The sequence below is a fragment of the Streptomyces sp. ADI95-16 genome (genome assembly GCF_003721495.1).
Taxonomy (GTDB): Bacteria; Actinomycetota; Actinomycetes; order Streptomycetales; family Streptomycetaceae; genus Streptomyces; species Streptomyces goshikiensis.
Genome location: NZ_CP033581.1, coordinates 2,436,341 through 2,461,839, shown reverse-complemented (window position 1 = coordinate 2,461,839; position 25,499 = coordinate 2,436,341). Strand labels below are relative to the sequence as shown.

18 protein-coding genes and 2 pseudogenes are annotated in these 25,499 nt (G+C 72.3%); 12 read left to right on the top strand and 8 right to left on the bottom strand.

Going from position 1 to position 25,499, the window contains the following annotated elements:
- Nucleotides 1-169 precede the first annotated feature (169 nt).
- Nucleotides 170-550: a cupin domain-containing protein gene (locus EES41_RS10675; protein ID WP_123077569.1), complete on the top strand. Its 381-nt coding sequence runs from the start codon at nucleotides 170-172 to the stop codon at nucleotides 548-550.
- On the opposite strand, the gene EES41_RS10670 is transcribed toward EES41_RS10675, so the two are convergent.
- The 3 genes from EES41_RS10670 to EES41_RS10660 form a co-directional block, all read right to left on the bottom strand.
- Nucleotides 540-1,844: an MFS transporter gene (locus EES41_RS10670; protein WP_123077567.1), complete on the bottom strand. Its 1,305-nt coding sequence runs from the start codon at nucleotides 1,842-1,844 to the stop codon at nucleotides 540-542. The two genes, EES41_RS10675 and EES41_RS10670, sit on opposite strands and share 11 nt — an antisense overlap.
- Before the next feature lie 365 nt (nucleotides 1,845-2,209).
- Entirely contained in the window at nucleotides 2,210-2,773 is a 564-nt protein-coding gene (locus EES41_RS10665) for a methylated-DNA--[protein]-cysteine S-methyltransferase (protein WP_123077565.1), read from the bottom strand.
- Nucleotides 2,774-2,823: 50 nt separating this feature from the next.
- The gene (locus EES41_RS10660; RefSeq protein ID WP_123077563.1) at nucleotides 2,824-3,744 is read right to left on the bottom strand and encodes a glycerophosphodiester phosphodiesterase family protein; all 921 of its coding nucleotides are present in this window, start codon (nucleotides 3,742-3,744) and stop codon (nucleotides 2,824-2,826) included.
- A 280-nt stretch (nucleotides 3,745-4,024) separates the two neighbouring features.
- Between EES41_RS10660 and uvrB the strand changes: the two genes are divergently transcribed.
- From uvrB to EES41_RS10640, 4 genes are all read left to right on the top strand, one after another.
- The gene (uvrB, locus tag EES41_RS10655; RefSeq protein WP_123077561.1) at nucleotides 4,025-6,169 is read left to right on the top strand and encodes an excinuclease ABC subunit UvrB; all 2,145 of its coding nucleotides are present in this window, start codon (nucleotides 4,025-4,027) and stop codon (nucleotides 6,167-6,169) included.
- Nucleotides 6,170-6,254: 85 nt separating this feature from the next.
- On the top strand, nucleotides 6,255-6,833 hold the full coding sequence (locus tag EES41_RS10650) for a TerD family protein (RefSeq protein WP_123077559.1): 579 nt from the start codon (nucleotides 6,255-6,257) through the stop codon (nucleotides 6,831-6,833).
- A gap of 59 nt (nucleotides 6,834-6,892) precedes the next feature.
- Nucleotides 6,893-8,989, top strand: coding sequence for a TerD family protein (locus tag EES41_RS10645; RefSeq protein WP_123077557.1), 2,097 nt, complete (start codon nucleotides 6,893-6,895; stop codon nucleotides 8,987-8,989).
- Nucleotides 8,990-9,293: 304 nt separating this feature from the next.
- Entirely contained in the window at nucleotides 9,294-10,277 is a 984-nt protein-coding gene (locus tag EES41_RS10640) for a TerC family protein (protein WP_123077555.1), read from the top strand.
- 15 nt (nucleotides 10,278-10,292) lie between these two features.
- Here the strand turns inward: EES41_RS10640 and EES41_RS10635 are convergent.
- From EES41_RS10635 to EES41_RS10625, 3 genes and pseudogenes are all read right to left on the bottom strand, one after another.
- Nucleotides 10,293-11,610: pseudogene (locus EES41_RS10635) on the bottom strand (MFS transporter).
- A 159-nt stretch (nucleotides 11,611-11,769) separates the two neighbouring features.
- The gene (locus EES41_RS10630; protein ID WP_123077553.1) at nucleotides 11,770-12,426 is read right to left on the bottom strand and encodes an MBL fold metallo-hydrolase; all 657 of its coding nucleotides are present in this window, start codon (nucleotides 12,424-12,426) and stop codon (nucleotides 11,770-11,772) included.
- A 9-nt stretch (nucleotides 12,427-12,435) separates the two neighbouring features.
- Complete coding sequence (locus tag EES41_RS10625) at nucleotides 12,436-13,125, bottom strand: maleylpyruvate isomerase family mycothiol-dependent enzyme (RefSeq protein ID WP_123077551.1); 690 nt, start codon at nucleotides 13,123-13,125, stop codon at nucleotides 12,436-12,438.
- A 189-nt stretch (nucleotides 13,126-13,314) separates the two neighbouring features.
- On the opposite strand from EES41_RS10625, the gene uvrA reads away from it, so the two are divergent.
- Nucleotides 13,315-16,311 carry an excinuclease ABC subunit UvrA gene (gene uvrA / locus EES41_RS10620; RefSeq protein WP_123077549.1) on the top strand — a complete coding sequence of 999 codons (2,997 nt, stop codon included), beginning with the start codon at nucleotides 13,315-13,317 and terminating at the stop codon, nucleotides 16,309-16,311.
- A 498-nt stretch (nucleotides 16,312-16,809) separates the two neighbouring features.
- On the top strand, nucleotides 16,810-18,018 hold the full coding sequence (locus EES41_RS10615; RefSeq protein ID WP_164495729.1) for an IS110 family transposase: 1,209 nt from the start codon (nucleotides 16,810-16,812) through the stop codon (nucleotides 18,016-18,018).
- Nucleotides 18,019-18,159: 141 nt separating this feature from the next.
- On the opposite strand, the gene EES41_RS10610 is transcribed toward EES41_RS10615, so the two are convergent.
- A complete protein-coding gene (locus tag EES41_RS10610) occupies nucleotides 18,160-19,032 on the bottom strand; it encodes a carbohydrate kinase (RefSeq protein ID WP_123077547.1) in 873 nt (290 codons plus the stop codon).
- 74 nt (nucleotides 19,033-19,106) lie between these two features.
- On the opposite strand from EES41_RS10610, the gene EES41_RS10605 reads away from it, so the two are divergent.
- Entirely contained in the window at nucleotides 19,107-19,538 is a 432-nt protein-coding gene (locus EES41_RS10605) for a Rieske (2Fe-2S) protein (protein WP_123077545.1), read from the top strand.
- Nucleotides 19,539-19,584: 46 nt separating this feature from the next.
- Here EES41_RS10605 and EES41_RS10600 read toward each other — a convergent pair whose 3' ends face one another.
- Nucleotides 19,585-20,523, bottom strand: a complete 939-nt coding sequence (locus EES41_RS10600; RefSeq protein WP_123077543.1) for a hypothetical protein — start codon at nucleotides 20,521-20,523, stop codon at nucleotides 19,585-19,587.
- A 231-nt stretch (nucleotides 20,524-20,754) separates the two neighbouring features.
- On the opposite strand from EES41_RS10600, the gene EES41_RS10595 reads away from it, so the two are divergent.
- From EES41_RS10595 to rapZ, 4 genes and pseudogenes are all read left to right on the top strand, one after another.
- A complete protein-coding gene (locus tag EES41_RS10595; protein ID WP_123077541.1) occupies nucleotides 20,755-21,345 on the top strand; it encodes a papain-like cysteine protease family protein in 591 nt (196 codons plus the stop codon).
- Nucleotides 21,234-22,170, top strand: a pseudogene (locus EES41_RS10590) (hypothetical protein). The gene EES41_RS10595 and the pseudogene EES41_RS10590 overlap by 112 nt, the downstream one beginning before the upstream one ends.
- 341 nt (nucleotides 22,171-22,511) lie before the next feature.
- Nucleotides 22,512-24,521, top strand: a complete 2,010-nt coding sequence (gene uvrC, locus EES41_RS10585; RefSeq protein ID WP_123077539.1) for an excinuclease ABC subunit UvrC — start codon at nucleotides 22,512-22,514, stop codon at nucleotides 24,519-24,521.
- Nucleotides 24,518-25,483 (top strand): RNase adapter RapZ, encoded by a 966-nt coding sequence (gene rapZ / locus EES41_RS10580; protein WP_123077537.1) that lies wholly within the window; start codon nucleotides 24,518-24,520, stop codon nucleotides 25,481-25,483. The genes uvrC and rapZ overlap by 4 nt, the downstream gene beginning before the upstream one ends.
- The last annotated feature ends 16 nt before the right edge of the window (nucleotides 25,484-25,499 follow it).

Below are 25,499 nucleotides of genomic sequence, written 5' to 3'. Positions count from 1 at the left end.
GAAACCCGCCGGGTGCCGTGACCCGGCGGCCCTGCCGGCGCAAGACGGTGCGGTAGGCCCGGCAGAGCGGGTTCGCCGCGACGCTGGACAGGGTGACTCGTACGCCGGGCCGACGCTGGACGCTCTGGTCACCGCGCCGCGCGGCCCGCCCGGATTAGGCTGGCGCGCCATGAGCACCAGTGATCACTCCGCCCCCGCCCCCGCCTCCTTCGCCGTCTCCGTACCGGACGTCCCGGACGCGGAGCTGGAGACCGAGGAACTCGACCCCGCGCAGATCGTCTCCGGCACGCCCGTGGTGACCGGCAAGGTGTTCTGGGAGGCCGAGGACGGCTCGCAGGTGCGCGGGATCTGGCAGATCACCCCGGGCGTGGTCACCGACACCGAGGCCAACGAGCTGTTCGTGGTGGTCAGCGGGCGCGCCACCATCGAGGTGGAGGGCGGCGGCACCCTGGAGGTCGGACCCGGTTCCGCCTGTGTGCTCCGCGAGGGCGACAAGACCACCTGGACCGTGCACGAGACGCTCCGCAAGGCCTACCACATCAGCTACTGACACCCTCCTCCGTCTTCGCGGGCGCGGGGTGGCGGCGCGCCGTGAACAGGGCGAGCGCGGCCATCGGCAGCAGCAGGGCGGCCCCGATGGCGTTCAGCCAGCCGTAGCCGGCCTGGGACATGATCAGGCCGGCGGCCGCGCCGCCCACGCCCGCGGAGGTGTTCATCGTGAGGTCGCTCAGCCCCTGTACGGCGGCCCGCGCGGGCTGCGGCACCGAGTCGGTCAGCAGGGCCGATCCGGAGACCATCCCGGCGGACCAGCCCAGTCCGAGCAGGAACAGGCCGAGCGCGCTCTGGCCGTGGCTCGGTCCCGCGGTGCCCGCGAGCAGGGCGGCGACCGACAGCAGCCCGGCGGCCAGGCCGATCACCGACAGCCGGCCGAGCCGGTCCGCGAGCCAGCCCATGACGGGGGAGAAGGCGAACATGCCGGCGATGTGACCGCTGATCACCAGGCCGACGAGTTCCAGCCCGGCGCCGTGGTGACCGAGGTCGACCGGGGTCATCACCATGATCGAGACCATGGTGGTGTGCGACACCGCGACGGTGACCAGGGCGAGCCGGGCGCGCGGCGAGGCCTTGACGGCGGCGAGCCCGGCGCGCAGCGAGCGGCCCGCCCGGGTCTGTTCCCCGGGCGCGGCCAGCGCCCGGGCCGTCAGGAGCGGGTCCGGCCGCAGGAGTACGCCGAGCAGCGTGCCGGTGAGGACGAAGACGGCGCCGGCCCATACGAAGGGGCCCGCCGTCTCGGGTATGGAGGTGCCGGCGAAGCTGCGGCTGGCGGGGGCGGAGAGGTTCGGGCCGAGCACGGCGCCGATGGTGGAGGCCCAGACGACGATCGAGATGGCCCGGGCCCGCCGGTCCGGCGCGGCGAGGTCGGCTGCCGCGAACCGGGCCTGGAGGTTGGCGGAGGAGGCGGCTCCGAAGCACGCCATGCCGAGCATCAGCAGCGGGAAGCTCTTGACCGAGGCGGCGAAGACGACCAGGGCGGCGCCCGCCGCGCCGATCGCGTAGGCCACGACGAGGCCGGGCCGGCGCCCCCGCGCGGTCATCAGCGCGGCGAGCGGCAGCGAGACCAGCGCGGTGCCGATCACGGCGGCGGTGGAGGCGAAGCCGGACAGTGCCTCGGTGCCGCTGACCTGCGTCGCCAGTACCGGGGCGAGGGCGATGCTGATGGGCACGCCGAGGCCGCCCAGCATCTGGCTGGCGATCAGCACCGCGGAGGTGCGCCGCTGGAGCGCGGGCAGCGCCGCCAGGTCGACCGGCGCGACCGTCCGCTCGGTGCCCTGGGCGGCGCTCACGCCGATTCCCTTCGCGGGACGGAAACCGGGACCGAGGCCGGTACCAAGGCCGGGGTCGGGACCGCGGTCGGGACCGGGATCAGGGCCGGGACCGGGGCAGAGGCGGAGACCAAGGCCGGGCCCGAGGCGGAGACCGGGGCCAGAACCGGGACCGGGACCGAGGCCGAGACCGGGGTCAGGGCCGGGAGGGGGCCCCGGGGCGGGTGCGGGAGGCGGCGTAGGGGCGCGGTGGGGCCGGGGGCGGCGGGAGTGCTCACCGGCGCAGTGTCGCACCCCGCACGGCGCGGCGGAACCGGGTATGCGCCCCGGACCGAGGCGGATGCGAAACGCCCCGCCCGGCCGGTCACCGCGCGGGAACGCGCAGGTCAGAACAGGGGCTGCGGGAGGACGCCCTCCAGCGCCAGCAACTGCCGCTTGGTCTCGACCCCGCCGCCGAAGCCCCCGATCCCGCCGTCGTTCTCGACGACCCGGTGGCAGGCGACCACCAGCGGCAGCGGGTTCGACCCCATGGCGTTGCCCACCGCCTGGGCCGCGCCCGGCTGCCCGACGCGGGCGGCCAGCTCCCCGTACCCGACGACGGCGCCGTACGGCACGGAGCGGTCCAGCTCCAGCAGCACCTGGCGGTTGAAGCCGGAGCTGAGCCGCCAGTCGAGGGGGAGGTCGAAGCGCTTCAGCGAACCGGCGAAGTACGAGGTCAGCTGGCGTATCGGCGCGGCCAGCAGCACTTCCTCGCCCGGCGGCGGCCGCCAGGCGTCGGCCCCGAGCCGGGAGACCAGAGAGCCGATCATCCTGTCGACCCGGTCCGGGGCGGCATGGAACTCGACCCGGACCAGGCCCTCCGGGGTCGCGGCCAGGAGCAGGGGACCGATGTCGCTGGCGACCACGGTCCATTCGAGGCGCGGCCCGCGGGGCCGCTCGGTGCTGTCCACGCCTCCACGGTACGGCGCCCCACTGACAGCGCCGGCGCCTGCGCCCGAGCTCAGTACCCGCCGATCGCCCGCCTCACGACGTCGGGGGCGTTGGTGATGATCCCGTCCACGCCCATGTCCCGCACCTTCTGCGCGGTCGCCGGGTCGTCGACGATCCAGGTGTCGACCTCCATGGCCTTGCCGTGGGCGCCGAGCAGGTTGTGCACCGCCGCGACGTAGCCGGCCGAGATGGTGGTGTGCCAGGGATTGATCCGGTCCGTGAAGCGGGCGTATTTCGGGAGGTCCGCCACCGCCGGCGTGCCGAGGAAGGCGGTCACGAGGTCCGGGCGCAGGTCGTGGACGGTCCGTACGGAGTCGGCGCTGAAGCTCTGCACGACCAGGCGCCCCGACACATGGCGCTCGTCGAGCCAGCCGGCCTCGTCGAGCAGCTTCAGGGTCTCCCGCTCGATCCCGGGGTAGAGCTCCGGCTTCTTGATCTCCAGCAGCAGCCGCTGCTGGTTGCGCTGCACCCGGGCGAGGTACTGGCGCAGGGTCGGGACGCGGGCGCCCGCGTAGCCCTCGGAGAACCAGCTGCCCGCGTCCAGCCCGGCGATCTCCGCCGCGGTGAAGTCCTTGACCTTCCAGGGCCCCCGGTCCGGGTAGCGCTGCTCGACGTCGGTCGTGCGGGCCAGGGTGTCGTCGTGCACGACCACCAGCACGCCGTCCCTGGTGCGCTGGACGTCGTTCTCGACCCAGGCGAAACCGAGCCGCATCGCGAGGTCGATCGCCGCCAGGGTGTTCTCCGGGGCGTACGCCGAAGCCCCCCGGTGGGCGTACACGGTGGGGTCGGAGAACCCCGCGGGACCGGGGCGGGGGTCGGCGCGGGGGGCGGGAACAGGGCCGGACGCGGCGCACGAGGCCGTCCCGCCCAGCACGGTGAGGGTGAAACCCAGGAACGCGGCGGCGGCCGCGGCGGCGGGTCGGACGTACATGTGCGTTCTCCTCGGGTCGTGAGCCCTGTTCCCGCCCCAAGCGGGCGCGGAACGGCAGACGTTGCGGCGATGCACTTCAGGGGGGCGTGGTTCCTGCGGGTATCCCATGGCGATCATGGGGTTGAAGATCACCGAGCCGCCACCGAACTACGACAAACGGACCATGCCGCCACGAACCCGACCGTGGGCGCGGCGTTCCGCCGGGACCGCGCGGCCCTGCGGGAAGCGTCATGGGCTGCGGAGGCGCGTGAGTGTCAGTGGGGGGTCGTACGGTTGAGTCATGCGGCCCGTATCGAAGATCGAACGCACGGTGGCGCCTTTCGAGGTCGTCAGCCCCTACCAGCCCAGCGGCGACCAGCCGGCGGCCATCGCCGAGCTGGAGAAGCGCATCCGTGCAGGTGAGAAGGATGTCGTCCTGCTGGGTGCGACCGGCACCGGCAAGTCGGCGACCACGGCGTGGATGATCGAGAAGCTCCAGCGGCCCACGCTGGTGATGGCTCCGAACAAGACCCTCGCCGCCCAGCTGGCGAACGAGTTCCGCGAGCTCCTGCCGAACAACGCCGTCGAGTACTTCGTCTCGTACTACGACTACTACCAGCCCGAGGCCTACGTACCGCAGTCGGACACGTACATCGAGAAGGACTCCTCGATCAACGAGGAGGTGGAGCGGCTGCGCCACTCCGCCACGAACTCGCTGCTCACCCGGCGGGACGTCATCGTCGTCGCCTCCGTGTCCTGCATCTACGGCCTCGGCACCCCGCAGGAGTACGTCGACCGGATGGTCTCCCTCAAGGTGGGTGAGGAGATCGACCGCGACCAGCTGCTGCGCCGCTTCGTCGACATCCAGTACACCCGCAACGACGTGGCCTTCACCCGGGGCACCTTCCGCGTCCGCGGCGACACCATCGAGATCTTCCCGGTCTACGAGGAACTGGCCGTCCGCATCGAGATGTTCGGCGACGAGATCGAGGCCCTCTCCACGCTGCACCCGCTGACCGGCGAGGTCATCAGCGAGGACCGCGAGCTGTACGTCTTCCCCGCCAGCCACTACGTCGCCGGCCCCGAGCGCATGGAGAAGGCGGTCGCCGGCATCGAGGCCGAGCTGACGGAGCGCCTGGCCGAGCTGGAGAAGCAGGGCAAGATGCTGGAGGCGCAGCGGCTGCGCATGCGCACCACGTATGACCTGGAGATGATGCGTCAGATCGGCTCCTGCTCCGGTATCGAGAACTACTCGCTGCACATGGACGACCGTGAGCGGGGCTCCGCGCCCAACACCCTCATCGACTATTTCCCGGAGGACTTCCTCCTAGTCATCGACGAGTCGCACGTCACCGTTCCGCAGATCGGCGCGATGTACGAGGGTGACGCCTCGCGCAAGCGGACCCTGGTCGACCACGGCTTCCGGCTGCCGTCGGCGCTCGACAACCGGCCGCTGAAGTGGGAGGAGTTCCAGGGGCGGATCGGCCAGACGGTCTACCTGTCGGCCACCCCCGGCAAGTACGAGCTCTCGCGCGGCGACGGGTTCGTCGAACAGATCATCCGCCCCACCGGGCTCATCGACCCCGAGGTCGTGGTCAAGCCTACCGAGGGTCAGATCGACGACCTGGTGCACGAGATCCGCGCGCGCGTCGAGAAGGACGAGCGGGTCCTGGTCACCACCCTCACCAAGAAGATGGCCGAGGACCTCACGGACTACTTCCTGGAGCTCGGCATCCAGGTCCGCTACCTGCACAGCGACGTGGACACCCTGCGCCGCATCGAGCTGCTGCGCGAGCTGCGGGCCGGCGAGTACGACGTACTGGTCGGCATCAACCTGCTGCGCGAGGGCCTCGACCTGCCCGAGGTGTCGCTGGTGGCCATCCTCGACGCGGACAAGGAGGGCTTCCTGCGCTCCGGGACCTCGCTCATCCAGACCATCGGCCGCGCGGCGCGCAACGTCTCCGGCCAGGTCCACATGTACGCGGACAAGATGACCCCCGCGATGGAGAAGGCCATCGAGGAGACGAACCGGCGCCGCGAGAAGCAGGTCGCCTACAACACGGCCAACGGGATCGACCCGCAGCCGCTGCGCAAGAAGATCAACGACATCGTGGCCACCATCGCCCGCGAGGAGGTCGACACCGAGGAGCTGCTCGGCACCGGCTACCGGCAGGGCAAGGAGGCCAAGGCCCCGGTGCCCGCGCTCGGCGGCAGGGCCGCCCAGGCCAAGGGCGGCAAGGGAGCCAAGGGAGCCAAGGGGGCCAAGGCCGCAGAGGCGCTCACCGACCGGCCGGCGCAGGAACTGGCCTCGCTCATCGAGCAGATGACCGAGCGGATGCGGGGTGCCGCGGCCGAGCTCCAGTTCGAGGTGGCCGCCCGGATCCGGGACGAGGTGGGCGAGCTGAAGAAGGAGCTGCGGCAGATGAAGGAAGCGGGCCTCGCCTGACCTGTGGCTGGTCAGTAGGGTTGGCATTCGGCCGCAGGTACACGCTGCGGGCCCACAAGGGCGGGCTAAGGAGAGGGGACAGCGCGTGACGGTCAACATGACCAAGGGTCAGGCCATCAGTCTGCAGAAGGCGGACGGGGGCACGCTGACCGCGGTCCGGATGGGCCTCGGCTGGCAGGCGGCGAAGCGGCGCGGGCTGTTCGGTTCGCGGACCCGGGAGATCGACCTGGACGCCTCGGCGGTGCTCTTCGCCGACAAGCAGCCCGTGGACGTCGTCTTCTTCCGGCACCTGCAGAGCGACGACGGCTCCGTGCGGCACACGGGTGACAACCTCGTCGGCGGCGTGGGCCAGGGCGGGGACGACGAGTCGATCCTCGTCGACCTCCAGCGGGTGCCGGTGCACATCGACCAGATCGTCTTCACGGTGAACTCGTTCACCGGCCAGACCTTCCAGGAAGTGCAGAACGCGTTCTGCCGCATCGTCGACGAGACCAACGGCCAGGAGCTGGCCCGCTACACCCTCGACGGCGGCGGCCAGTACACCGCGCAGATCATGGCGAAGGTGTCCCGCGTCGGGAGCGGCTGGCAGATGACGGCCCTCGGCAACCCGGCCAACGGCCGGACCTTCCAGGACCTGATGCCGGCGATCCTGCCGCACCTGTAAGGAACCAAGGCGACAAGGCGACAAGGCACGAGGCGCGAGGCACGGGGGAGGGCTGCACGATGACGGCCGAACTGGTCCGGGGGCAGAACCACCCCCTGTCCCGGAGCCGGGTGGAGATCAGGGTCTCGGCGGGTACGCCGGTGCTGGCCCTGGCCTCCGCCGGCGACGACGCGGGCCGGCTTCCCGGCCCCGAGGCGGTGGCCCACCCCGGTGCCCGGGCCCTGGCCGGGCTGGAAGTCCCCGACGCGGTGTCCGGCCGGCACCGGTTCACCGTCGACCTGGACGCCGTCGGGCCCGCCGTGCACCGGGTCGGGCTGGTGCTCGTCCTGCCGCCCGGCGGCCCGGTGCGCTTCGGCGCGGTCCCCGCGCCGTACGTGGCGGTGGCGGAACCGGACGGCGCCGAGATCACCGGGTACACCCTGGACGGGCTGGACTCCGAGACCGCCGTCGTGGCCCTGGAGCTGTACCGGCGCCAGGGTGCCTGGAAGGTCCGGGCCGTGGGCCAGGGGTACGCCGGCGGGCTCGGCGCGCTGCTGGCCGACGCGGGACTGCCCGGGCCCGCCGCCGTAGCGCTGGCCGCGCAGGTGATGGCAGCCGCGGCGCCCGAGGCCACCACCCCCGCACCCGCGGAGGCCGCACCCGCGCCCACGGCGCCCGCTCCGGCCGTGCCCGCAGAGGCCGTCACGCCCGCGCCCGCCGCGCCCGCGCCCGCCGCGCCCGCGTCGGCCGTGCCCGCCACGGCTGCCGTGGTCGCGCCCGCAGACGCGGTCGCGTCCGAGGCCGCCGTGCCCGCGCCCGCAGGGGCCGCGCCGACGGTGCCGCAGGGGGTGAGGGTGTCGCGGGACGCGCCGCCCGCGGGGCAGGCGCCGGATCCGTACGTCGGGGCGCCGGGGTCCGCGTCCGGTGACGCGCCGCCCACCATCAGCTACGCCCACCCGCGCCGCCGCCCGACGAGTGCCGAGCCGCCCGAGCCTGGGCCGCAGCGGGCACAGGCCCCCGGGCCCGGCGAGCCGCCCCGCCCCGTCGCCGGGGACGCCGCCGGCTGGTCCATGGAGGAGCGGCTCTACAACCAGGTCTGGGGCATGTTCGAGGACCTGGCCCGTACGGTCTCCGCCTACCGCAGCGCGGTGGAGTTCGCGGACGCCCGGATGGACCGGGAGCTCGGCGAGGCCCTGTCCGATCCCCGGCAACGCCTCGGCGGCTCCGGGAACGCCGTCCGTGACGCCGCGCGCGAGCGCCGCGACGAGCTGGTCGACCGGGCGCGGGCGGTCCTCGACCGGGACCTCGCCCAGCTGGTCGCGGAGACCGAGGTGGTCGAGCCCGCGCTGCCGGCCCCGTACGCCCGCTGGGACAACCCCGTCTGGCACGACGGCCGCGCCGCCGCCCTGCCCGAGGAGAGCCCGCTGGCCCTGCGGCTCGGCGACCTGCACCTGCCCGAGCGGCCCGACCTGCGCATCCCGATGCTGATGCGGCTCCCGCTGGAGCGCGGCATCTGGATCGACAACGGCCGCACGGGTTCCGAGGCCGCCATGGCCATGGACACCGACCGGCTGCGCCTGGCCGCCATGGACATGGCCGTCGCGCACGCCGTGCGGCTGCTGGCGGTCCATCCCGGCGGCCGGTTCTCCGTCCACGTCATCGACGCGGCGGGGGCCGGTGCCGCCTCGCTCGCCCCGCTGGTGCGCTCCGGGGTGCTGGCCGGTCCGCCCGCCGCAGGGCCCGTCGGCGTCACGCGGACGCTGGCCGCGCTGACCCGACGGGTGGACCTCGTACAGATGGCGCTGCGGGCCGGGGCCCCGGAGGACCTGCCGCCGGACGTGGACACGGCCGGGCAGCTGCTGATCGTCCACGACTTCCCGCACGGGTTCGACGACCGGGCGGTCACCCAGCTGCGCTACCTGGCGGACGAGGGCCCGGCGGTCGGCGTGCACCTGCTGATGGTCGCCGACCGCGACGAGGCCTCGGCGTACGGGCCGTTGCTGGACCCGCTGTGGCGTTCGCTGACGCGGCTGTCTCCGGTCCCGGACAGTCATCTGGCCGATCCCTGGGTCGGGCACCACTGGACCTTCGAGCCGGATCTGCCGCCGCGGGGCAGCCAGGTCCTGGACCGGACGCTCGACCGGATCGCGGCGGCCCGCAGGGGGCCCCGGCCCTGACCGGAGGCGGCGGGGCCGCGCCGGCCCATGACCACCGGGTGACCCTTCACTGACCCGTCACTGACCAGTCTTTGGGATTCCCTTTACCTTTCCGCTCCTCTGCCGGTACCCTGGAGACCGCGGAGGGGAGTATTCCTGCTTTCCTGCTACGGCGTACCCGTCAATACGGACCACTGCGGTCGTGTCTGAAACGCAGTCGTCCCGGGGCGTCGGCCCACGGCCTCCAGGCCGCCCGGGTGGAAGAGACCTCCGGCAGCGATGACGCTGACGAAGTGCTGAGCCATCTGCCGGAGGCGTAAGAACAGTGGACGTTTCGTTGTACACCTGGGTGCTGACCATTCTCGGTCTGAGCATCCTCATCGGCGCCGATTTCTTCATCGGCCGCAAACCCCATGACGTGTCGGTGAAGGAAGCCGGCATCTGGACGGTCGTCTGGATCGTCCTCGCCGTGCTCTTCGGCCTCGGCCTGATGTTCTTCGGTCAGGGCCAGGCCTCCCAGGAGTTCTTCGCCGGCTTCATCACCGAGAAGTCCCTGAGCGTGGACAACCTGTTCGTCTTCGTCCTGATCATGGCGAAGTTCGCGGTGCCCTCCCAGCTCCAGCAGCGCGTGCTGCTCATCGGCGTGCTGATCGCCCTGGTGCTCCGCGCGATCTTCATCGCGGCCGGCGCCGCGATCATCACCAACTTCTCGTGGGTCTTCTACATCTTCGGCGCGTTCCTGATCTACACCGCCTGGAAGCTCATCCAGGAGGCCCGCCAGGACCAGGACGAGGAAGAGTTCGAGGAGAACCGCCTCCTCAAGTCGATCGAGAAGAAGTTCGGCGTCGCCGACCAGTACCACGGCACCAAGCTCTTCATCCGGAACAACGGCAAGCGGATCCTGACCCCGCTGATGATCGTGATGCTGGCCATCGGCACCACCGACGTGCTGTTCGCCCTGGACTCGATCCCCGCGATCTTCGGCCTCACCCAGGACCCGTACATCGTCTTCACCGCCAACGCCTTCGCTCTGATGGGTCTGCGCCAGCTGTACTTCCTCATCGGCGGCCTGCTCAAGAAGCTGGTCCACCTCAGCTACGGCCTGTCCGTCATCCTGGGCTTCATCGGCATCAAGCTGGTGCTGCACGCCCTGCACGAGTCCGGGGTGCACGTCCCGCAGATCTCCATCCCGGTCTCGCTGGGCGTCATCTGCGGTGTCCTCGTGATCACCACGATCACCAGCCTGATCGCCTCGAAGAAGCAGGCGGCCGCCGAGTCCGCCGCCCGCCCGGAGAGCATCGACGCCTGACGCGGACCCGGGAGACTACGCGGGGGCGGCCGCTTCGGCCGCCCCCGCCGTCGTGCCCGCGCCCGCCGCCTCCTTCGCCCGTACCAGCGCCGGGTTCGTCTCCGGCAGCAGCGCGAAGCAGACCAGGCTGACCAGGGCCACGCAGGTCAGGTACACCGCGACGCCCCACGGCGGACCCGCGCCGTCCGCCAGCGCCGTCGCCACGATCGGGGTCAGTGCCCCGCCCAGCACCCCGCCGAGGTTGTAGCCGACGGCCGCGCCCGTACAGCGGATCCGCGGCGCGTACAGCTCCGGGAGGTACGCCCCGATCACCGCGAACATCGCCACCATCCCCAGCAGCGCCACGAAGCAGCCCGCGGTCATCAGCAGCGGGTCCGCAGTCCGCAGCAGCGCCACGAAGGGGAACATCCACAGGGCGCAGGCCGTACAGCCCGCCAGGCACAGCGGCCGCCGCCCGTAGCGGTCGCCGAGCAGCGCCATCACCGGGGTCACCAGCCCCTTGAGGGCGACGGCCGCCATGACGCAGGCGAGCATCACGGTGCGCTCCACCCGCAGGTGCTCGGTCGCGTAGGCGAGGGACCAGGTGGTGACCGAGTAGAAGACGGCGTACCCGACCGCGAGGGCCCCGCCGGTCAGCAGGGAGCAGCCGCCAGTGGCCCCGTACCACCTCGGTCAGCGGTGCCTCGGCGCGCCTGCCGGTCTCCGCGAGCGCCCGGAACTGCGGGGTCTCCTCTACCGATCGCCGCAGCCACAGCCCGGCGAGCGCCAGCAGCCCGGCCGCCCAGAACGGCACCCGCCAGCCCCAGGCGGTGAACTGCCCGTCGGTCAGGGTCGCGGACAGTCCCAGCATCAGGCCGTTGGCCAGCAGGAAGCCCACCGCCGGGCCGGTCTGCGGGAAGCTCGACCACAGCCCGCGCCGGCCCTCGGGGGCGTGCTCGGCGGTCAGCAGCACCGCGCCGCCCCACTCGCCGCCGAGGCCGAGCCCCTGGAGGAAGCGCAGCAGGAGCAGCAGGACCGGCGCGGCCACCCCGATCGAGGCGTACGAGGGCACGCAGCCCACCGCCACCGTGGCCAGGCCGGTGAGCAGCAGGGAGCCGAGCAGCACCGGGCGCCGTCCGTAGCGGTCGCCGATGTGTCCGAAGACGGCCGAGCCCAGGGGGCGGGCGAGGAAGCCGACGCCGAAGGTGGCGAAGGCGGCGAGGGTCCCGGCGAGCGGGGAGAAGGACGGGAAGAAGAGCGGGCCGAGCACCAGGGCGGCGGCCGTGCCGTAGACGAAGAAGTCGTAGAACTCGATGGCCGTGCCGGCGAGGGAGGCCGAGGCGAGCCGCAGCATCGAGGGGGAGCGGGGCGGGGAGGACGGGGAGGAGGGGGAGGGGTGATCTTGTTGCATGGTGCAGCAATTACCCCGCCCCACACCTCCAGGACGTTCGTCCGCTCATCATCGACCGGAAGGAGTGCAACCCTTCCCGGCGTTGACCGGGACGGTCGGGAACTACCAGCCGCGTTCGCGCCACTCGGCGAGATGCGGCCGCTCGGCGCCGAGCGTGGTGTCGTCGCCGTGGCCCGGGTAGACCCAGGTCTCGTCGGGGAGCCGCTCGAAGAGCTTCTGCTCGACGTCGTCGATCAGCCGCTCGAAGGCCTTCGGGTCGCCGTGGGTGTTGCCGACGCCGCCCGGGAAGAGGCAGTCGCCGGTGAACACGTGCGGGTGCCCGTGCGGGTCGTCGTAGACCAGCGCGATCGAGCCGGGGGTGTGCCCGACCAGGTGGCGGGCGGTCAGGGTGACCCGCCCGACCGTCACCGTGTCCCCGTCGGCCACCAGGACGTCGGTGGCCACCGGGATGCCCTCGGCGTCGTGGGCGCCCGCGTAGGTGCGCGCGCCGGTCGCCTCGACCACGTCCGCGAGCGCGCCCCAGTGGTCGCCGTGCCGGTGGGTGGTGACGACGGACGTGATGCCGTCGTCGCCGATGAGCCGCAGCAGGCTCTCCGGCTCCGCCGCCGCGTCGATCAGCAGCTGCTCGTCGGTGGCCCGGCAGCGCAGCAGGTACGCGTTGTTGTTCATGGGGCCCACCGCGACCTTGGAAATCATCAGGTCCGGGAGTTCGTGCACGTCGGCCGGACCGCCGACCTTGACCGCTCCGCTGTACGTCATGAACCGATCCTAGAGGGGGGGAAGGGCGGGCAGGGGTCCGCCCGCGGTGGTCAGGGAGGCGCCCTTGTCGCCGCGGCCGGCCAGCCAGGCCAGCAGACCCGCGGCGGTGCCGGACACGGTGACGGCCGGGTCACCGGCGGACCCGGTGCGCCAGGTGCGCCCGTCCGCCGCGACCAGGGCGGTCGGCGGGACCTCCGGGCGCCCGGACCAGCGGTCGGCGAGGAAGTCGATCTCCCGGCCGGTGAACTCGTCCGGGAGGTCTTCGAGCGCGTAGCCGACGTTCAGGTCGACGTGGTGCAGCTCGATCTCGACGAGCCGGCGGAACGGCACGTTCGAGGCGAGGTCGGTGACCCCGTTGCGCAGCTCGACGGTGCGCGACCAGTCCTGCTCGGCCGCCTCCTGGGCCAGGAAGCGCTCGCCCGCCTCCCGTACGTCGGCGAGCTGGACCTCCAGCGGGCGCGGGGCGTCGCGCTCGATGTCGCTGTCGCGGGCCTCGGCGCTCTCGTACATCGGGAGGCCCTCCAGGACGTTGACGAGGGCGTCCGCGTTCCGGGCGACATGGGCCAGGATGTGGCCCCTGGTCCAGCCGGGGAGGTGTGACTCTCCGGCCAGGGCGGCGTTGTCCAGTTTCGCGACGTCGATCAGCAGCCGGTCGCTGGCCTCGCGGACGGATCGCAGGTCGTGCACATGATCAGTCATGGATCCGAGCCTAGTGCTCCGGGGGCTTCCGCCACACGATCGGGTGAAGCGGTCTGCGCAGTGCCGTAAATCGAATGTGCGTGCTATACGCTCGGAAGTCCACTCACCACACTCCATCGCAGAGGCGCCCCCCATACCCTGGGACGGGGGCCCCGTGCCCCCGCTCTCTCAAGAAAGGTGCGGACTGGCGTGACCGACCGTCTCATCGTTCGTGGCGCTCGCGAGCACAACCTCAAGAACGTCTCGCTCGACCTGCCCCGCGACTCGCTCATCGTCTTCACCGGACTCTCCGGGTCGGGCAAGTCCTCCCTGGCCTTCGACACGATCTTCGCCGAGGGTCAGCGCCGCTACGTCGAGTCGCTCTCGTCGTACGCCCGTCAGTTCCTCGGGCAGATGGACAAGCCCGATGTCGACTTCATCGAGGGCCTCTCGCCGGCCGTCTCGATCGACCAGAAGTCGACCTCGCGCAACCCGCGCTCCACCGTGGGCACCATCACCGAGGTCTACGACTACCTCCGCCTGCTCTTCGCCCGCATCGGCAAGCCGCACTGCCCCGAGTGCCGCCGCCCGATCTCGCGGCAGTCGCCGCAGGCGATCGTCGACAAGGTGCTCGCGCTGCCCGAGGGCAGCCGCTTCCAGGTGCTCTCGCCGCTGGTGCGCGAGCGCAAGGGCGAGTTCGTCGACCTCTTCGCCGACCTCCAGACCAAGGGTTACAGCCGGGCGCGGGTGGACGGGGAGACCATCCAGCTCTCCGAGCCGCCCACGCTGAAGAAGCAGGAGAAGCACACCATCGAGGTGGTCATCGACCGCCTCACCGTCAAGGACAGCGCCAAGCGCCGCCTCACCGACTCGGTGGAGACCGCGCTCGGGCTCTCCGGCGGCATGGTGATCCTGGACTTCGTCGACCTCGCCGAGGACGACCCCGAGCGTGAGCGGATGTTCTCCGAGCACCTCTACTGCCCGTACGACGACCTGTCCTTCGAGGAGCTGGAGCCGCGCTCCTTCTCCTTCAACTCGCCCTTCGGCGCCTGCCCCGAGTGCACCGGCATCGGCACGCGCATGGAGGTGGACCCGGAACTGATCATTCCGGATGAGGACAAGTCCCTGGACGAGGGGGCGGTCTCGCCGTGGTCCCTCGGCCACACCAAGGACTACTTCCAGCGGCTGATCGGCGCGCTCGCCGGAGAGCTGGGCTTCCGTACGGACATCCCCTGGGCGGGGCTGCCGCTGCGCGCGCGCAAGGCCCTGCTGTACGGGCACAAGACGCAGATCGAGGTCCGCTACCGCAACCGGTACGGGCGGGAGCGGGCGTACACGACGGCCTTCGAGGGCGCCGTGCCGTTCGTCAAGCGGCGGCACTCGGAGTCGGAGAGCGACGCCAGCCGCGAGCGCTTCGAGGGCTACATGCGCGAGGTGCCGTGCCCGACCTGTGAGGGCACCCGGCTCAAGCCGATCGTGCTCGCGGTCACGGTGATGGAGCGGTCCATCGCCGAGGTCGCCGCCATGTCGATCAGCGAGTGCGCGGACTTCCTGGGGCGGCTCAAGCTCGACGCCCGCGACAAGAAGATCGCCGAGCGGGTCCTGAAGGAGGTCAACGAGCGGCTCCGCTTCCTCGTGGACGTCGGTCTGGACTACCTCTCGCTGAACCGCGCCGCCGGTACCCTGTCGGGCGGCGAGGCGCAGCGCATCCGGCTGGCCACGCAGATCGGCTCCGGCCTGGTCGGTGTGCTGTACGTACTGGACGAGCCCTCCATCGGCCTGCACCAGCGCGACAACCACCGGCTGATCGAGACGCTGGTGCGGCTGCGGGACATGGGCAACACCCTGATCGTCGTCGAGCACGACGAGGACACCATCAAGGTGGCCGACTGGGTCGTGGACATCGGCCCCGGTGCCGGTGAGCACGGCGGCAAGGTGGTGCACAGCGGTTCGCTGAAGGAGCTGCTGAAGAACCCCGAGTCGATGACGGGCCAGTACCTGTCGGGCAAGCGATCGATCGCGATCCCGGATGTCCGGCGGCCGGTGAACGGGGAGCGGAAGCTGACCGTCCATGGCGCCCGGGAGAACAACCTCCAGGACATCGACGTGTCGTTCCCGCTGGGCGTGCTCACGGCGGTCACGGGTGTCTCGGGGTCCGGCAAGTCGACCCTGGTCAACGACATCCTGTACACCCACCTGGCGCGCGAGCTGAACGGCGCCCGGTCGGTGCCGGGGCGGCACACGCGGGTGGACGGCGACGACCTGGTCGACAAGGTCGTGCATGTCGACCAGTCGCCCATCGGGCGGACGCCGCGGTCCAACCCGGCCACGTACACGGGCGTCTTCGACCACGTGCGCAGGCTGTTCGCCGAGACGATGGAGGCGAAGGTGCGCGGCTACCTGCCGGGCCGCTTCTCCTTCAACGTGAAGGGCGGCCGGTGCGAGAACTGCTCCGGCGACGGCACGATCAAGATCGAGATGAACTTCCTGCCGGACGTGTACGTCCCGTGCGAGGTGTGCCACGGCGACCGGTACAACCGGGAGACGCTGGAGGTCCACTACAAGGGCAAGTCCATCGCGGAAGTCCTGAACATGCCGATCGAGGAGGCGCTGGACTTCTTCGAGGCGGTGCCGACGATCGCGCGGCACCTGCGGACGCTGAACGAGGTCGGGCTGGGGTACGTGCGGCTCGGGCAGTCGGCGCCGACGCTGTCGGGTGGTGAGGCGCAGCGCGTGAAGCTGGCGTCGGAGCTGCAGAAGCGGTCGACGGGGCGGACGGTGTACGTGCTGGACGAGCCGACGACGGGTCTGCACTTCGAGGACATCTCGAAGCTGATCAAGGTGCTGTCGGGGCTGGTGGACAAGGGGAACTCGGTGATCGTCATCGAGCACAACCTGGATGTCATCAAGACCGCGGACTGGGTCATCGACATGGGCCCGGAGGGTGGTTACGGGGGCGGCCTCGTCGTCGCCGAGGGCACGCCGGAGCAGGTCGCGTCGGTGGGCACGAGCCACACCGGCAAGTTCCTGCGGGACATCCTGGGGGCGGACCGGGTGCTGGAGGCGGCGCCGGTGCCGGTGCCGGTGCCTGCGGCGCGGAAGAAGGCCGCCGCGAAGAAGACCGCGGCGCCGGCGAAGAAGGCGGCCGCGGCGAAGAAGACGGCGACGGTGAAGAAGACGGCGACGGCGCGGGCCCGCAAGGCCTGACCGCTGCCGCGGGTCGTGTGGGGGCACGCGGGCCCCGGGCCGCCCGGGGTCCGCACCCCCCGGGGGGTCGCCCCCGGGGGCCCGGACCCCGGGGGTCGCCGCCCGGGGGTGCCGCCGGGGGCTTCCTGGGGGCCGTGCCCGGGGCTGGCCCTGCGGGCGGAGCCTGCCCCACCCCGCGCTTGCATCGTTCCTCGGGGCTCTGCCCCGGCCCCCGCCGGGCGTCGGGGCGCCGCCTCGGATCCCGGGCGCCGTGGAGGCTGCCCCCCCCATTACCGTTTTGGTTGCCCCGCAATGGGGCGCCCGGCCTCCGGAGTTGGCATGACTTTCTCCCCCTGTCGATCGCATGGCTTGGGGGGTGGTGTCACCGGCTCCGGAGGCATCGACAGACCGCTGATTAGGGGCATGACCACCGGCCTTTCCGCAGGTCGGGAGGCTCTTCGTAATGTGGATGTGGCGATCGGTGCCGTGGGACGGCCGGGCGACGGGGACGACCGGAGGATGCACGTGATCGAAATCAGCGGCATCGGCGCCTTCCTAGGCCTGGACGTCGGCAAGGGCGAACACCACGCCACCGCCGTCACCCCGGCCGGGAAGAAGGCCTTCGACAAACGGATGCCCAACAGCGAACCCAAGCTCCGCGAGGTATTCGGGAAACTGCAGGCCAAGCACGGAACCGTGCTGGTGGTCGTGGACCAGCCGGCCTCGATCGGAGCTCTGCCACTGGCAGTGGCCCGGGACATGGGCTGCCCGGTGGCCTATCTGCCGGGGCTGACGATGAGGCGGATCGCCGATCTCTATCCGGGCGAGGCCAAGACCGATGCCCGCGACGCGTTCGTCATCGCGGACGCAGCCCGCGTCATGCCCCACACTCTCCGCTCGGTCGACCGCGAAGAAGAGACCATCGCCGAGCTCGAGATGATCGTCGGCTTCGACGACGACCTGGCCGGCGAAGCGACGAGGATCAGCAACCGCCTGCGGGGCCTTCTCACGCAGATCCACCCGTCCCTGGAACGGGTCCTGGGCCCACGAGTCCAGCACCCGGCCGTGCTCAAGCTCCTCAACCAGTTCGGATCCCCGGCCCAGATCCGCAAGGCCGGACGCCGTCGGCTCGTGACGCTGATACGTCCGAAGGCCCCGCGGATGGCGGAGCGTCTCGTCGACGACATCTTCACGGCTCTGGACGAGCAGACCGTCATCGTCCCGGGCACGGACGCGGCCACATTGATTGTTCCCAGCCTCGCCAACTCTCTCCAGGCAGTGCTTGACCAGCGAAAACTCCTCGCCGCTCGGATCGAGGAACTGCTGGAGAACCACCCTCTTTCCAAGGTCCTGACGTCCATGCCGGGGATCGGCGTCAGGACCGGAGCCCGCATCCTCATCGACGTCGGCGACGGATCCAGCTTCCCTTCCGCCGCCCACCTCGCCGCCTACGCCGGCCTCGCCCCAACGACCCGCAGCTCCGGCTCCTCCATCCGCGGCGAACAACCCTCCCGGAGAGGAAACAAGCAGCTCAAACGGGCCTTCTTCCTCTCCGCTTTCGCCGCCCTCGCCGACCCACGATCCCGGGCCTACTACGACAAGAAGATCAGCCAGGGCAAGCACCACACCCAAGCCCTCCTCTGCCTCGCCCGACGACGAGCCGACGTCCTGTTCGCCATGCTCCGAGACGGCACCTTCTACGAACCACAACCCGCCCCATCACCTTGACCAAACCCATAGGGGCACCCCCCCCGCGCTTGCACCGTTCCCCGGGGAGCGGTGGAGGCTGCCTCACCCCGCGCTTCCGGGGGCGGCGCCGACGTGGTCCGCCCGGTCGAGGAGTCGCGCCCGCCGTCGCCCGCTGAGGCGTCAGAGCTCGGCCGCGTAGGGCGGCTCGGCGCCCGCCCGGGTGCAGGTCAGCGCCGCCGTGTGGGCGGCGTACGCCAGCACCCCGGGCCAGTCCACGGGCCCGGCCCGGTGCCCCGCCAGGCGGTGCAGGAGCGCCGCGCCCACCGTGTCGCCCGCGCCGATGGTGTCCGCCACCGTGACCCGGCGGGCCGGCACCGAGTGCTCCGCGCCCTCCCGGGTCCACACCGTCAGCCCCTCGGAGCCGCGGGTGAGCACCACCGCCGACGGGCCCGCCGCCAGCCAGTCGCGGACCCGCCCGCCGAGCCAGGCCGCGTCGTCCTCCGACAGCTTGAGCACCGAGACGTACGGCAGCCAGCCCTCGAACCGCGCCCGGTACCCCGCCGGATCCGCGATCAGCGCCGGCCGGACGTTCGGGTCGAGCAGGGTCAGCAGCCCGCGCCGCGACTCCCGGCGCAGCAGGGCCTCGTAGGCACTGGCCCCCGGCTCCAGCACGAGCGAGCAGGTGCCGAGCCCGAGCGCCCGTACGCCGGCCGGCAGCGCGGGCGGCAGCGTGAACAGCCGGTCCGCCGTGCCCTCCACGTAGAAGCCGTACGCGGCCGAGCCGTCCGGGGCCAGGGAGGGCACGGCCAGCGTGGTCGGCTCCGGCCCGCGCTGGACCAGCGACAGGTCCACCCCGGCCGCCCGCAGCCCGGCCAGCAGGCTCTCGCCGAAGCCGTCCGTCGAGACGCGGGAGCAGAACGCCACCCGCGCGCCGAGCCGGCCCAGCGCGAGCGCGGTGTTGTACGGGCCGCCGCCCGGCCGGGGCAGCAGCGCGCCGGGCGGCGCCGCCGCGGGCACCAGGTCGATCAGGGCTTCTCCACCGACGACGATCACGCGGGGGAAGCTACCCCATCGGGCGCCGGTATCGTCGGGTGGGCCGAACCGAACCGTCCCGCCAGGAGATCCGCATGTCCGCGTCGCAGTCCGCAGCCCGCCGTACCGTGCTCAAGGGCGCCGCCGCCCTTGCCGGGGCCGCCGGAGCCGGGCTGAGCCTCGCGGCGTGCTCCACCGAGGGCAACAGCGGCGCGGGCTCCCCGGCGGTCCCGGCCGAGCCGGTGGAGCTCGGGGCCGCGACCGAGGTCCCGGTCGGCGGCGCCAAGCTGTACCGCGAGCGGAAGCTGATCGTCAGCTGCCCGGCGGAGGGCCAGTACAAGGCGTTCAGCGCGCAGTGCACGCACGCCGGATGCGTCCTCGACAAGATCGTCGAGGGGGAGGGCACCTGCCCCTGCCACGGCAGCCGCTTCGACGCGGCCACCGGCAAGGTGCTGCGCGGCCCGGCCACCGACCCGCTGCCCGCCGTCCCGGTCAGGGCCGAGGGCGGCAAGCTCATCGCGGGCTGAGCCCCTCCCGCCGGGGGTGCCGGCGGGGTGCGCCCGCCCGCCCGCTTCACTCCCAGTCCCAGGCGATCCCCAGCAGTCCGCGCCGCACCCCCGGCTCCACCAGGTGCACCGCCCGGTGCCGCCCGCTCGGGGTGAGGTCGGCGAGCCCGCCGCGCGGCGCCCCGGGGCCGCTCCGGCTGAAGCGCCGGCAGCGCACCGGCAGCGCCGCCTCGTCGAAGCGGACCTGGAGCACGTACTGCCCGCCGCTGTAGCTGAAGCCGCGCACGTACTCCGTACAGCGGCCGCCGGTGCCGTCCTCGAAGCCGTAGCCGAAGACGTACGTGTCCCCCGCGCGCAGCCTGGCGTCGAAGAGCAGCTCGGCGACCAGCACCTCGGCCTCCCGGTGCCACCGCACGCGCCCGGTCCGGCAGTTCTCCAGCGCCCGCACCCGCACCCGGGCCGGATCGCAGCCCGGGTCGCCGTGGTGGACGGCGAGGTACCGGTCGACGCCGTCGCGGTGGGCCCGTACGACGTGCTGAGAGGCGCGCCCCAGCAGCTCGCCGCCCGCCCCGATCCGGACCCGCTCGTGATGGCCGACGGTGTGCAGGCCGCCGTCGGCGGGCAGTTCCAGACCGGCCAGCAGCTCCTCGACCGAGGCGCCCACGCTGACCAGCGCCCGGTAAGAGCGGGCCGGCGGGCGCGGCGTACCGGGCGCGGGATCCTCCGGGGCGGCCAGCAGCCGCAGCAGGGTTCCCCCGGGGAGTTCGAGGATCTGCTCCAGCGCCCGTACGGCCCTCAGGGACTCGGGGCGGCGCGGCCGCCGGGCGCCCTGCTGCCAGTAACTGAGGCTGGTCACGCCGACCTTGATGCCGAGGGCCGCGAGCCGTTGCTGTACGCGGTGCAAGGGCAGCCCGCGGGCGGCGAGCGCGGCGCGCAGGGCGGCGTGGAAGGGCCCGGCGCGCAGGAGCTGGGGGAGCTGCCGTGCCGTGTCCCCGGTCGACCGCATGGCGGCACCTCCTGTGAACATTCACGCACGGTGGGGCGGAAGGCTGCGCCGGTGACGCCCGGGGTCCAGGTGACAGGACGGCTGCCGTTCACATCACGGCCCCACCGTTCACACCGCAAGGTCACCGCGTATTGAAGCCTGTTGACCTGCCCGCGACAACTGCCTGATGCTCCTCAGCAGCGTCCGGACGCGCTCCTCCACCCCCACTCTCCCCACCTCGGGAGGAACGCGATGCGCAATCCCCACCGGCGGCTTTCCCTGGCCGCGTTACTCACCACCCTGCTCCTCGCGCCGACCACCGGCACGGCGACCGCCGCCGACGCCGGCACGGACACCGCACTGTCCTCCAAGCGCCTGAACATCACGATGCAGGCGCAGCAGAAGACCAACTGGTGCTGGGCGGCCGGCGGCAACACCATCGCCACCTGGTTCGGCCGGAACTACACGCAGAACCAGTTCTGCAACGCCGCCTTCAACCGCCCGCAGGGCCCCGACTGCCCCAACAACCAGGCCACCCTCGGCAACGTCCAGACCGCCCTGAACTGGGCCGGCGTCAACTCCGGCTCGTACGTCACCGGCTGGCTGCGCTACCCGACCGTCCAGGGCGAGATCAACGCCGACCGGCCGGTCGAGACGCGGATCCAGTGGTCGGGCGGCGGCGGCCACATGCACGTCCTCTACGGGTACGACACCGCCGACAGCTGGGTGTACTGGGGCGACCCCTGGCCCTCCAGCGACCGCTACAACTGGGCCTCGCACGCCTGGTACGTGGACAACGGCACCTTCTCCTGGACCCACTCGCTCCACCGGATCGGGGCGTGACCGCCATGAACGAGCGCGCCTGCTCCGCCGCCGTCCTGGCCGCGACGGCCGTCCTGGTACTGGCCCCGCGGGCGGCGGCCGCCGCCGAGGCACCCGCGGCTGCCGTGCCGCAGCCCCCGGTGGCCACCGCGGAGATCAGGGCCGAGGCCGCGCGGGCCGCCGCCGCCCCCGGGACCCTGGCCACGCTGTCCCGGTTCTTCGCCCGCGAGGGCAAGGTCGCGGCCGCCGCCGCGCGGCCGCGGGTGGAGGGGGAGGCGATACCGGTGCACTACCTCTCCCCGGACTTCGTGGCGGGGAAGCCGGGCGCGCCCGTCGCCCGGCTGGAGTTCCTCGCCAGCAAGGCGGTGGCCTCGGACGGACAGCGGGCCGCGCTGTGGACGGCGAAGACCGGGGCCGGCTGGCAGGTCGTGAACATCGCGACCGGAGACGACGAGTTCCGCTACGCGTCGCTCGGCGCGGAGAAACTCCCCGGGGGGGGTGGTGTTCCGCGAGCCGCAGATCGACGCGTGGTACGTCGCCGGGGGCGGGCGGGTGCTGCCGCTGGACGAGGACGCGGGGCGGGCGGTGGGGGGCGGGGTCAGCCTCGCCGCGTACCGCGAGCGGGTGGTTCGGGCGTACGGGGACAAGTTGCCGGGGTCGGCGTACGCGAAGTCCGGCAAGGCCGGGGGGTACTCGGCCGAGGCGGGCTCCGCCGGGGCCGGCGGCGCCGTCCCGTTGAGCGCCGGGCCCGGACCCGCCGTTCCGCTGGCCGCGGGGGCGGGGGTGCTGGCCGGGGTGCTGGTGGTCGGCGCCGGCGCCGTGGCGCGGGCGCGGCGGTCCGGCTGAGTCCGGGGTGGGCCCCGCGGGCCCGCCGGCCGTCCGCCAGGCGGCCGGACCCCGTGGGGCCCACCCCACCCCGCCCTTCCACCGTTCCCCGGGCGCTGCCCGGACCCGCGCCTCAAACGCCGGCGGGGCTGGAGGGGGGTGCCCGACCCGCGCCTGAAACGCCGGCGGGGCTGGCGGGGGGTGCCCGACCCGCGCCTCAAACGCCGGCACGGCTGGAAGGGGTGCCGGACCCGCGCCTCAAGCGCGGGCGGGGCCGGCGGGGCCGGCGGGGCTGGAGGGGCGGGGGAGTCGGGGGCTGTGGTGCGGCCCCGTTGTCGGAGGCCGCAAGTAGGGTGGATGGCATGGCCGACCCTTCCAGCTACCGCCCCAAGCCGGGCCAGATCCCCGACTCGCCGGGGGTCTACCGGTTCCGCGACGAGCACCGCCGGGTGATCTACGTCGGGAAGGCCAAGAGCCTGCGCCAGCGCCTGGCCAACTACTTCCAGGACGTGGCGAGCCTGCACCCCCGCACCGCCACCATGGTGACGACGGCCGCCTCCGTCGAGTGGACCGTCGTCTCCACCGAGGTCGAGGCGCTCCAGCTCGAATACTCCTGGATCAAGGAGTACGACCCCCGGTTCAACGTCAAGTACCGGGACGACAAGAGCTACCCCTCCCTCGCCGTCACGATGAACGAGGAGTACCCCCGGGTCCAGGTCATGCGCGGCCCCAAGAAGAAGGGCGTGCGCTACTTCGGCCCCTACGGGCACGCCTGGGCGATCCGCGAGACCGTCGACCTGATGCTGCGGGTCTTCCCGGTACGGACCTGCTCCGCCGGGGTGTTCAAGCGGTCCGCCCAGATCGGCCGGCCCTGCCTGCTCGGCTACATCGGAAAGTGCTCCGCGCCCTGCGTCGGCCGGGTCACCCCCGAGGAGCACCGCGAACTCGCCGAGGACTTCTGCGACTTCATGGCCGGCCGCACCGGCACCTACCTCTCCCGCCTCGAACAGCGGATGCACGAGGCCGCCGAGGAGATGGAGTACGAGAAGGCCGCCCGGCTGCGCGACGACATAGGGGCGCTGCGCCGGGCCATGGAGAAGAACGCCGTCGTGCTCGCCGACGCCACCGACGCCGACCTGATCGCGGTCGCGGAGGACGAGCTCGAAGCGGCCGTGCAGATCTTCCACGTGCGCGGCGGCCGGGTCCGCGGCCAGCGCGGCTGGGTCACCGACAAGGTCGAGGCGGTCGACACGGCCGGCCTCGTCGAGCACGCGCTCCAGCAGCTGTACGGGGAGGAGAAGGGCGAGGCCGTCCCCAAGGAGGTGCTGGTCCCGGCGCTCCCCGAGGACACGCCCGCGCTGAGCCAGTGGCTCGCAGAGCGCCGCGGCGCCCAGGTCAGCCTGCGCATTCCACAGCGCGGCGACAAGAAGTCCCTCATGGAGACCGTCCACCGCAACGCCCAGCAGTCCCTGGCCCTGCACAAGACGAAGCGCGCGAGCGACCTCACCACCCGCTCCCGGGCCCTGGAGGAGATCGCCGAGGCCCTGGAGCTGGACAGCGCCCCGCTGCGCATCGAGTGCTTCGACATCTCGCACCTCCAGGGCGACGACGTCGTGGCGTCCATGGTCGTCTTCGAGGACGGGCTGGCCCGCAAGAGCGAGTACCGGCGCTTCCAGATCAAGTCCTTCGAGGGGCAGGACGACGTCCGCTCCATGCACGAGGTGGTCTCCCGGCGCTTCCGCCGCTACCTCCAGGAGAAGCTCAAGACGGGCGAGTGGTCCCCCGAGGAGGGGGAGGACCCCCTCACCGAGGACGACGGCCGCCCGAAGCGCTTCGCGTACCCGCCGCAGCTCGTCGTCGTCGACGGCGGACAGCCCCAGGTCGCGGCCGCCAAGCGGGCCCTGGAGGAGCTCGGCGTCGATGACGTCGCCGTGTGCGGCCTGGCCAAGCGGCTGGAGGAGGTCTGGCTGCCCGGCGAGGACGACCCGGTCGTGCTGCCCCGCACCAGCGAGGGCCTCTACCTGCTCCAGCGGGTCCGTGACGAAGCCCACCGCTTCGCCATCCAGTACCAGCGCAGCAAGCGGGGCAAGCGGCTGAGGTCCGGGCCGCTCGACGAGGTGCCCGGCCTCGGCGAGAGCCGCAAGCAGGCCCTGCTGAAGCACTTCGGTTCGGTGAAGAAGCTGAGACAGGCGACAATCGACCAGATCTGCGAGGTGCCGGGCATAGGCCGCAAGACGGCCGAGACCCTGGCCGCGGCCCTCGCCGGGGCGGTCCCCGCCGGCCCTGCCGTCAATACGGCGACAGGCGAGATCATTGAGGATGAGACGCCCGCGCACGCGGGAACATCGTTCGAACGGGGGACCGGGCAATGAACGAGCACGAGACAGCGCACGACCCAGACGCAGCGCACGACCGAGACGGAGCACAGGTGAGTACGGGCACGACAGTGGAGCCCGGCGGGGCCGCCGAGGCGGCCATCCCCGAGCTGGTGATCATCTCCGGCATGTCCGGAGCCGGCCGCAGTACGGCGGCCAAGTGCCTGGAGGACCTGGGCTGGTTCGTCGTCGACAACCTGCCGCCGGCCCTCATCCCCACCATGGTGGAGCTGGGCGCCCGTTCCCAGGGCAACGTGGCGCGCATCGCCGTCGTCGTCGACGTCCGCGGCCGCCAGTTCTTCGACGCCCTGCGCGAGTCCCTCTCCGACCTGGAGTCGCGCGGGGTCACCCGGCGCATCGTCTTCCTGGAGTCCTCGGACGACGCGCTGGTCCGCCGCTTCGAGTCGGTCCGCCGCCCGCACCCGCTCCAGGGCGACGGCCGCATCGTCGACGGCATCGCCGCCGAGCGCGACCTGCTGCGCGAGCTGCGCGGTGACGCCGACCTGGTGATCGACACCTCCAGCCTCAACGTGCACGAGCTGCGCGCCAAGATGGACGCCCAGTTCGCGGGCGACGAGGAGCCCGAGCTGCGGGCCACCGTCATGTCCTTCGGCTACAAGTACGGCCTCCCCGTCGACGCCGACCTCGTCGTCGACTGCCGCTTCATCCCCAACCCCCACTGGGTCCCCGAGCTGCGCCCCTTCACCGGGCTCAACCCGGAGGTGTCGGGGTACGTCTTCAGCCAGCCCGGCGCCAAGGAGTTCCTCGATCGCTACACCGAGCTGCTCCAGCTCATCGCCACCGGCTACCGCCGCGAGGGCAAGCGGTACGTGACCATCGCGGTCGGCTGCACCGGCGGGAAGCACCGCAGTGTCGCCATGTCCGAGAAGCTCGCCGCCCGCCTTGCCTCCGAGGGAGTCGAGACCGTCGTCGTACACCGGGACATGGGGCGCGAGTGACCGGACGCACCCTGCG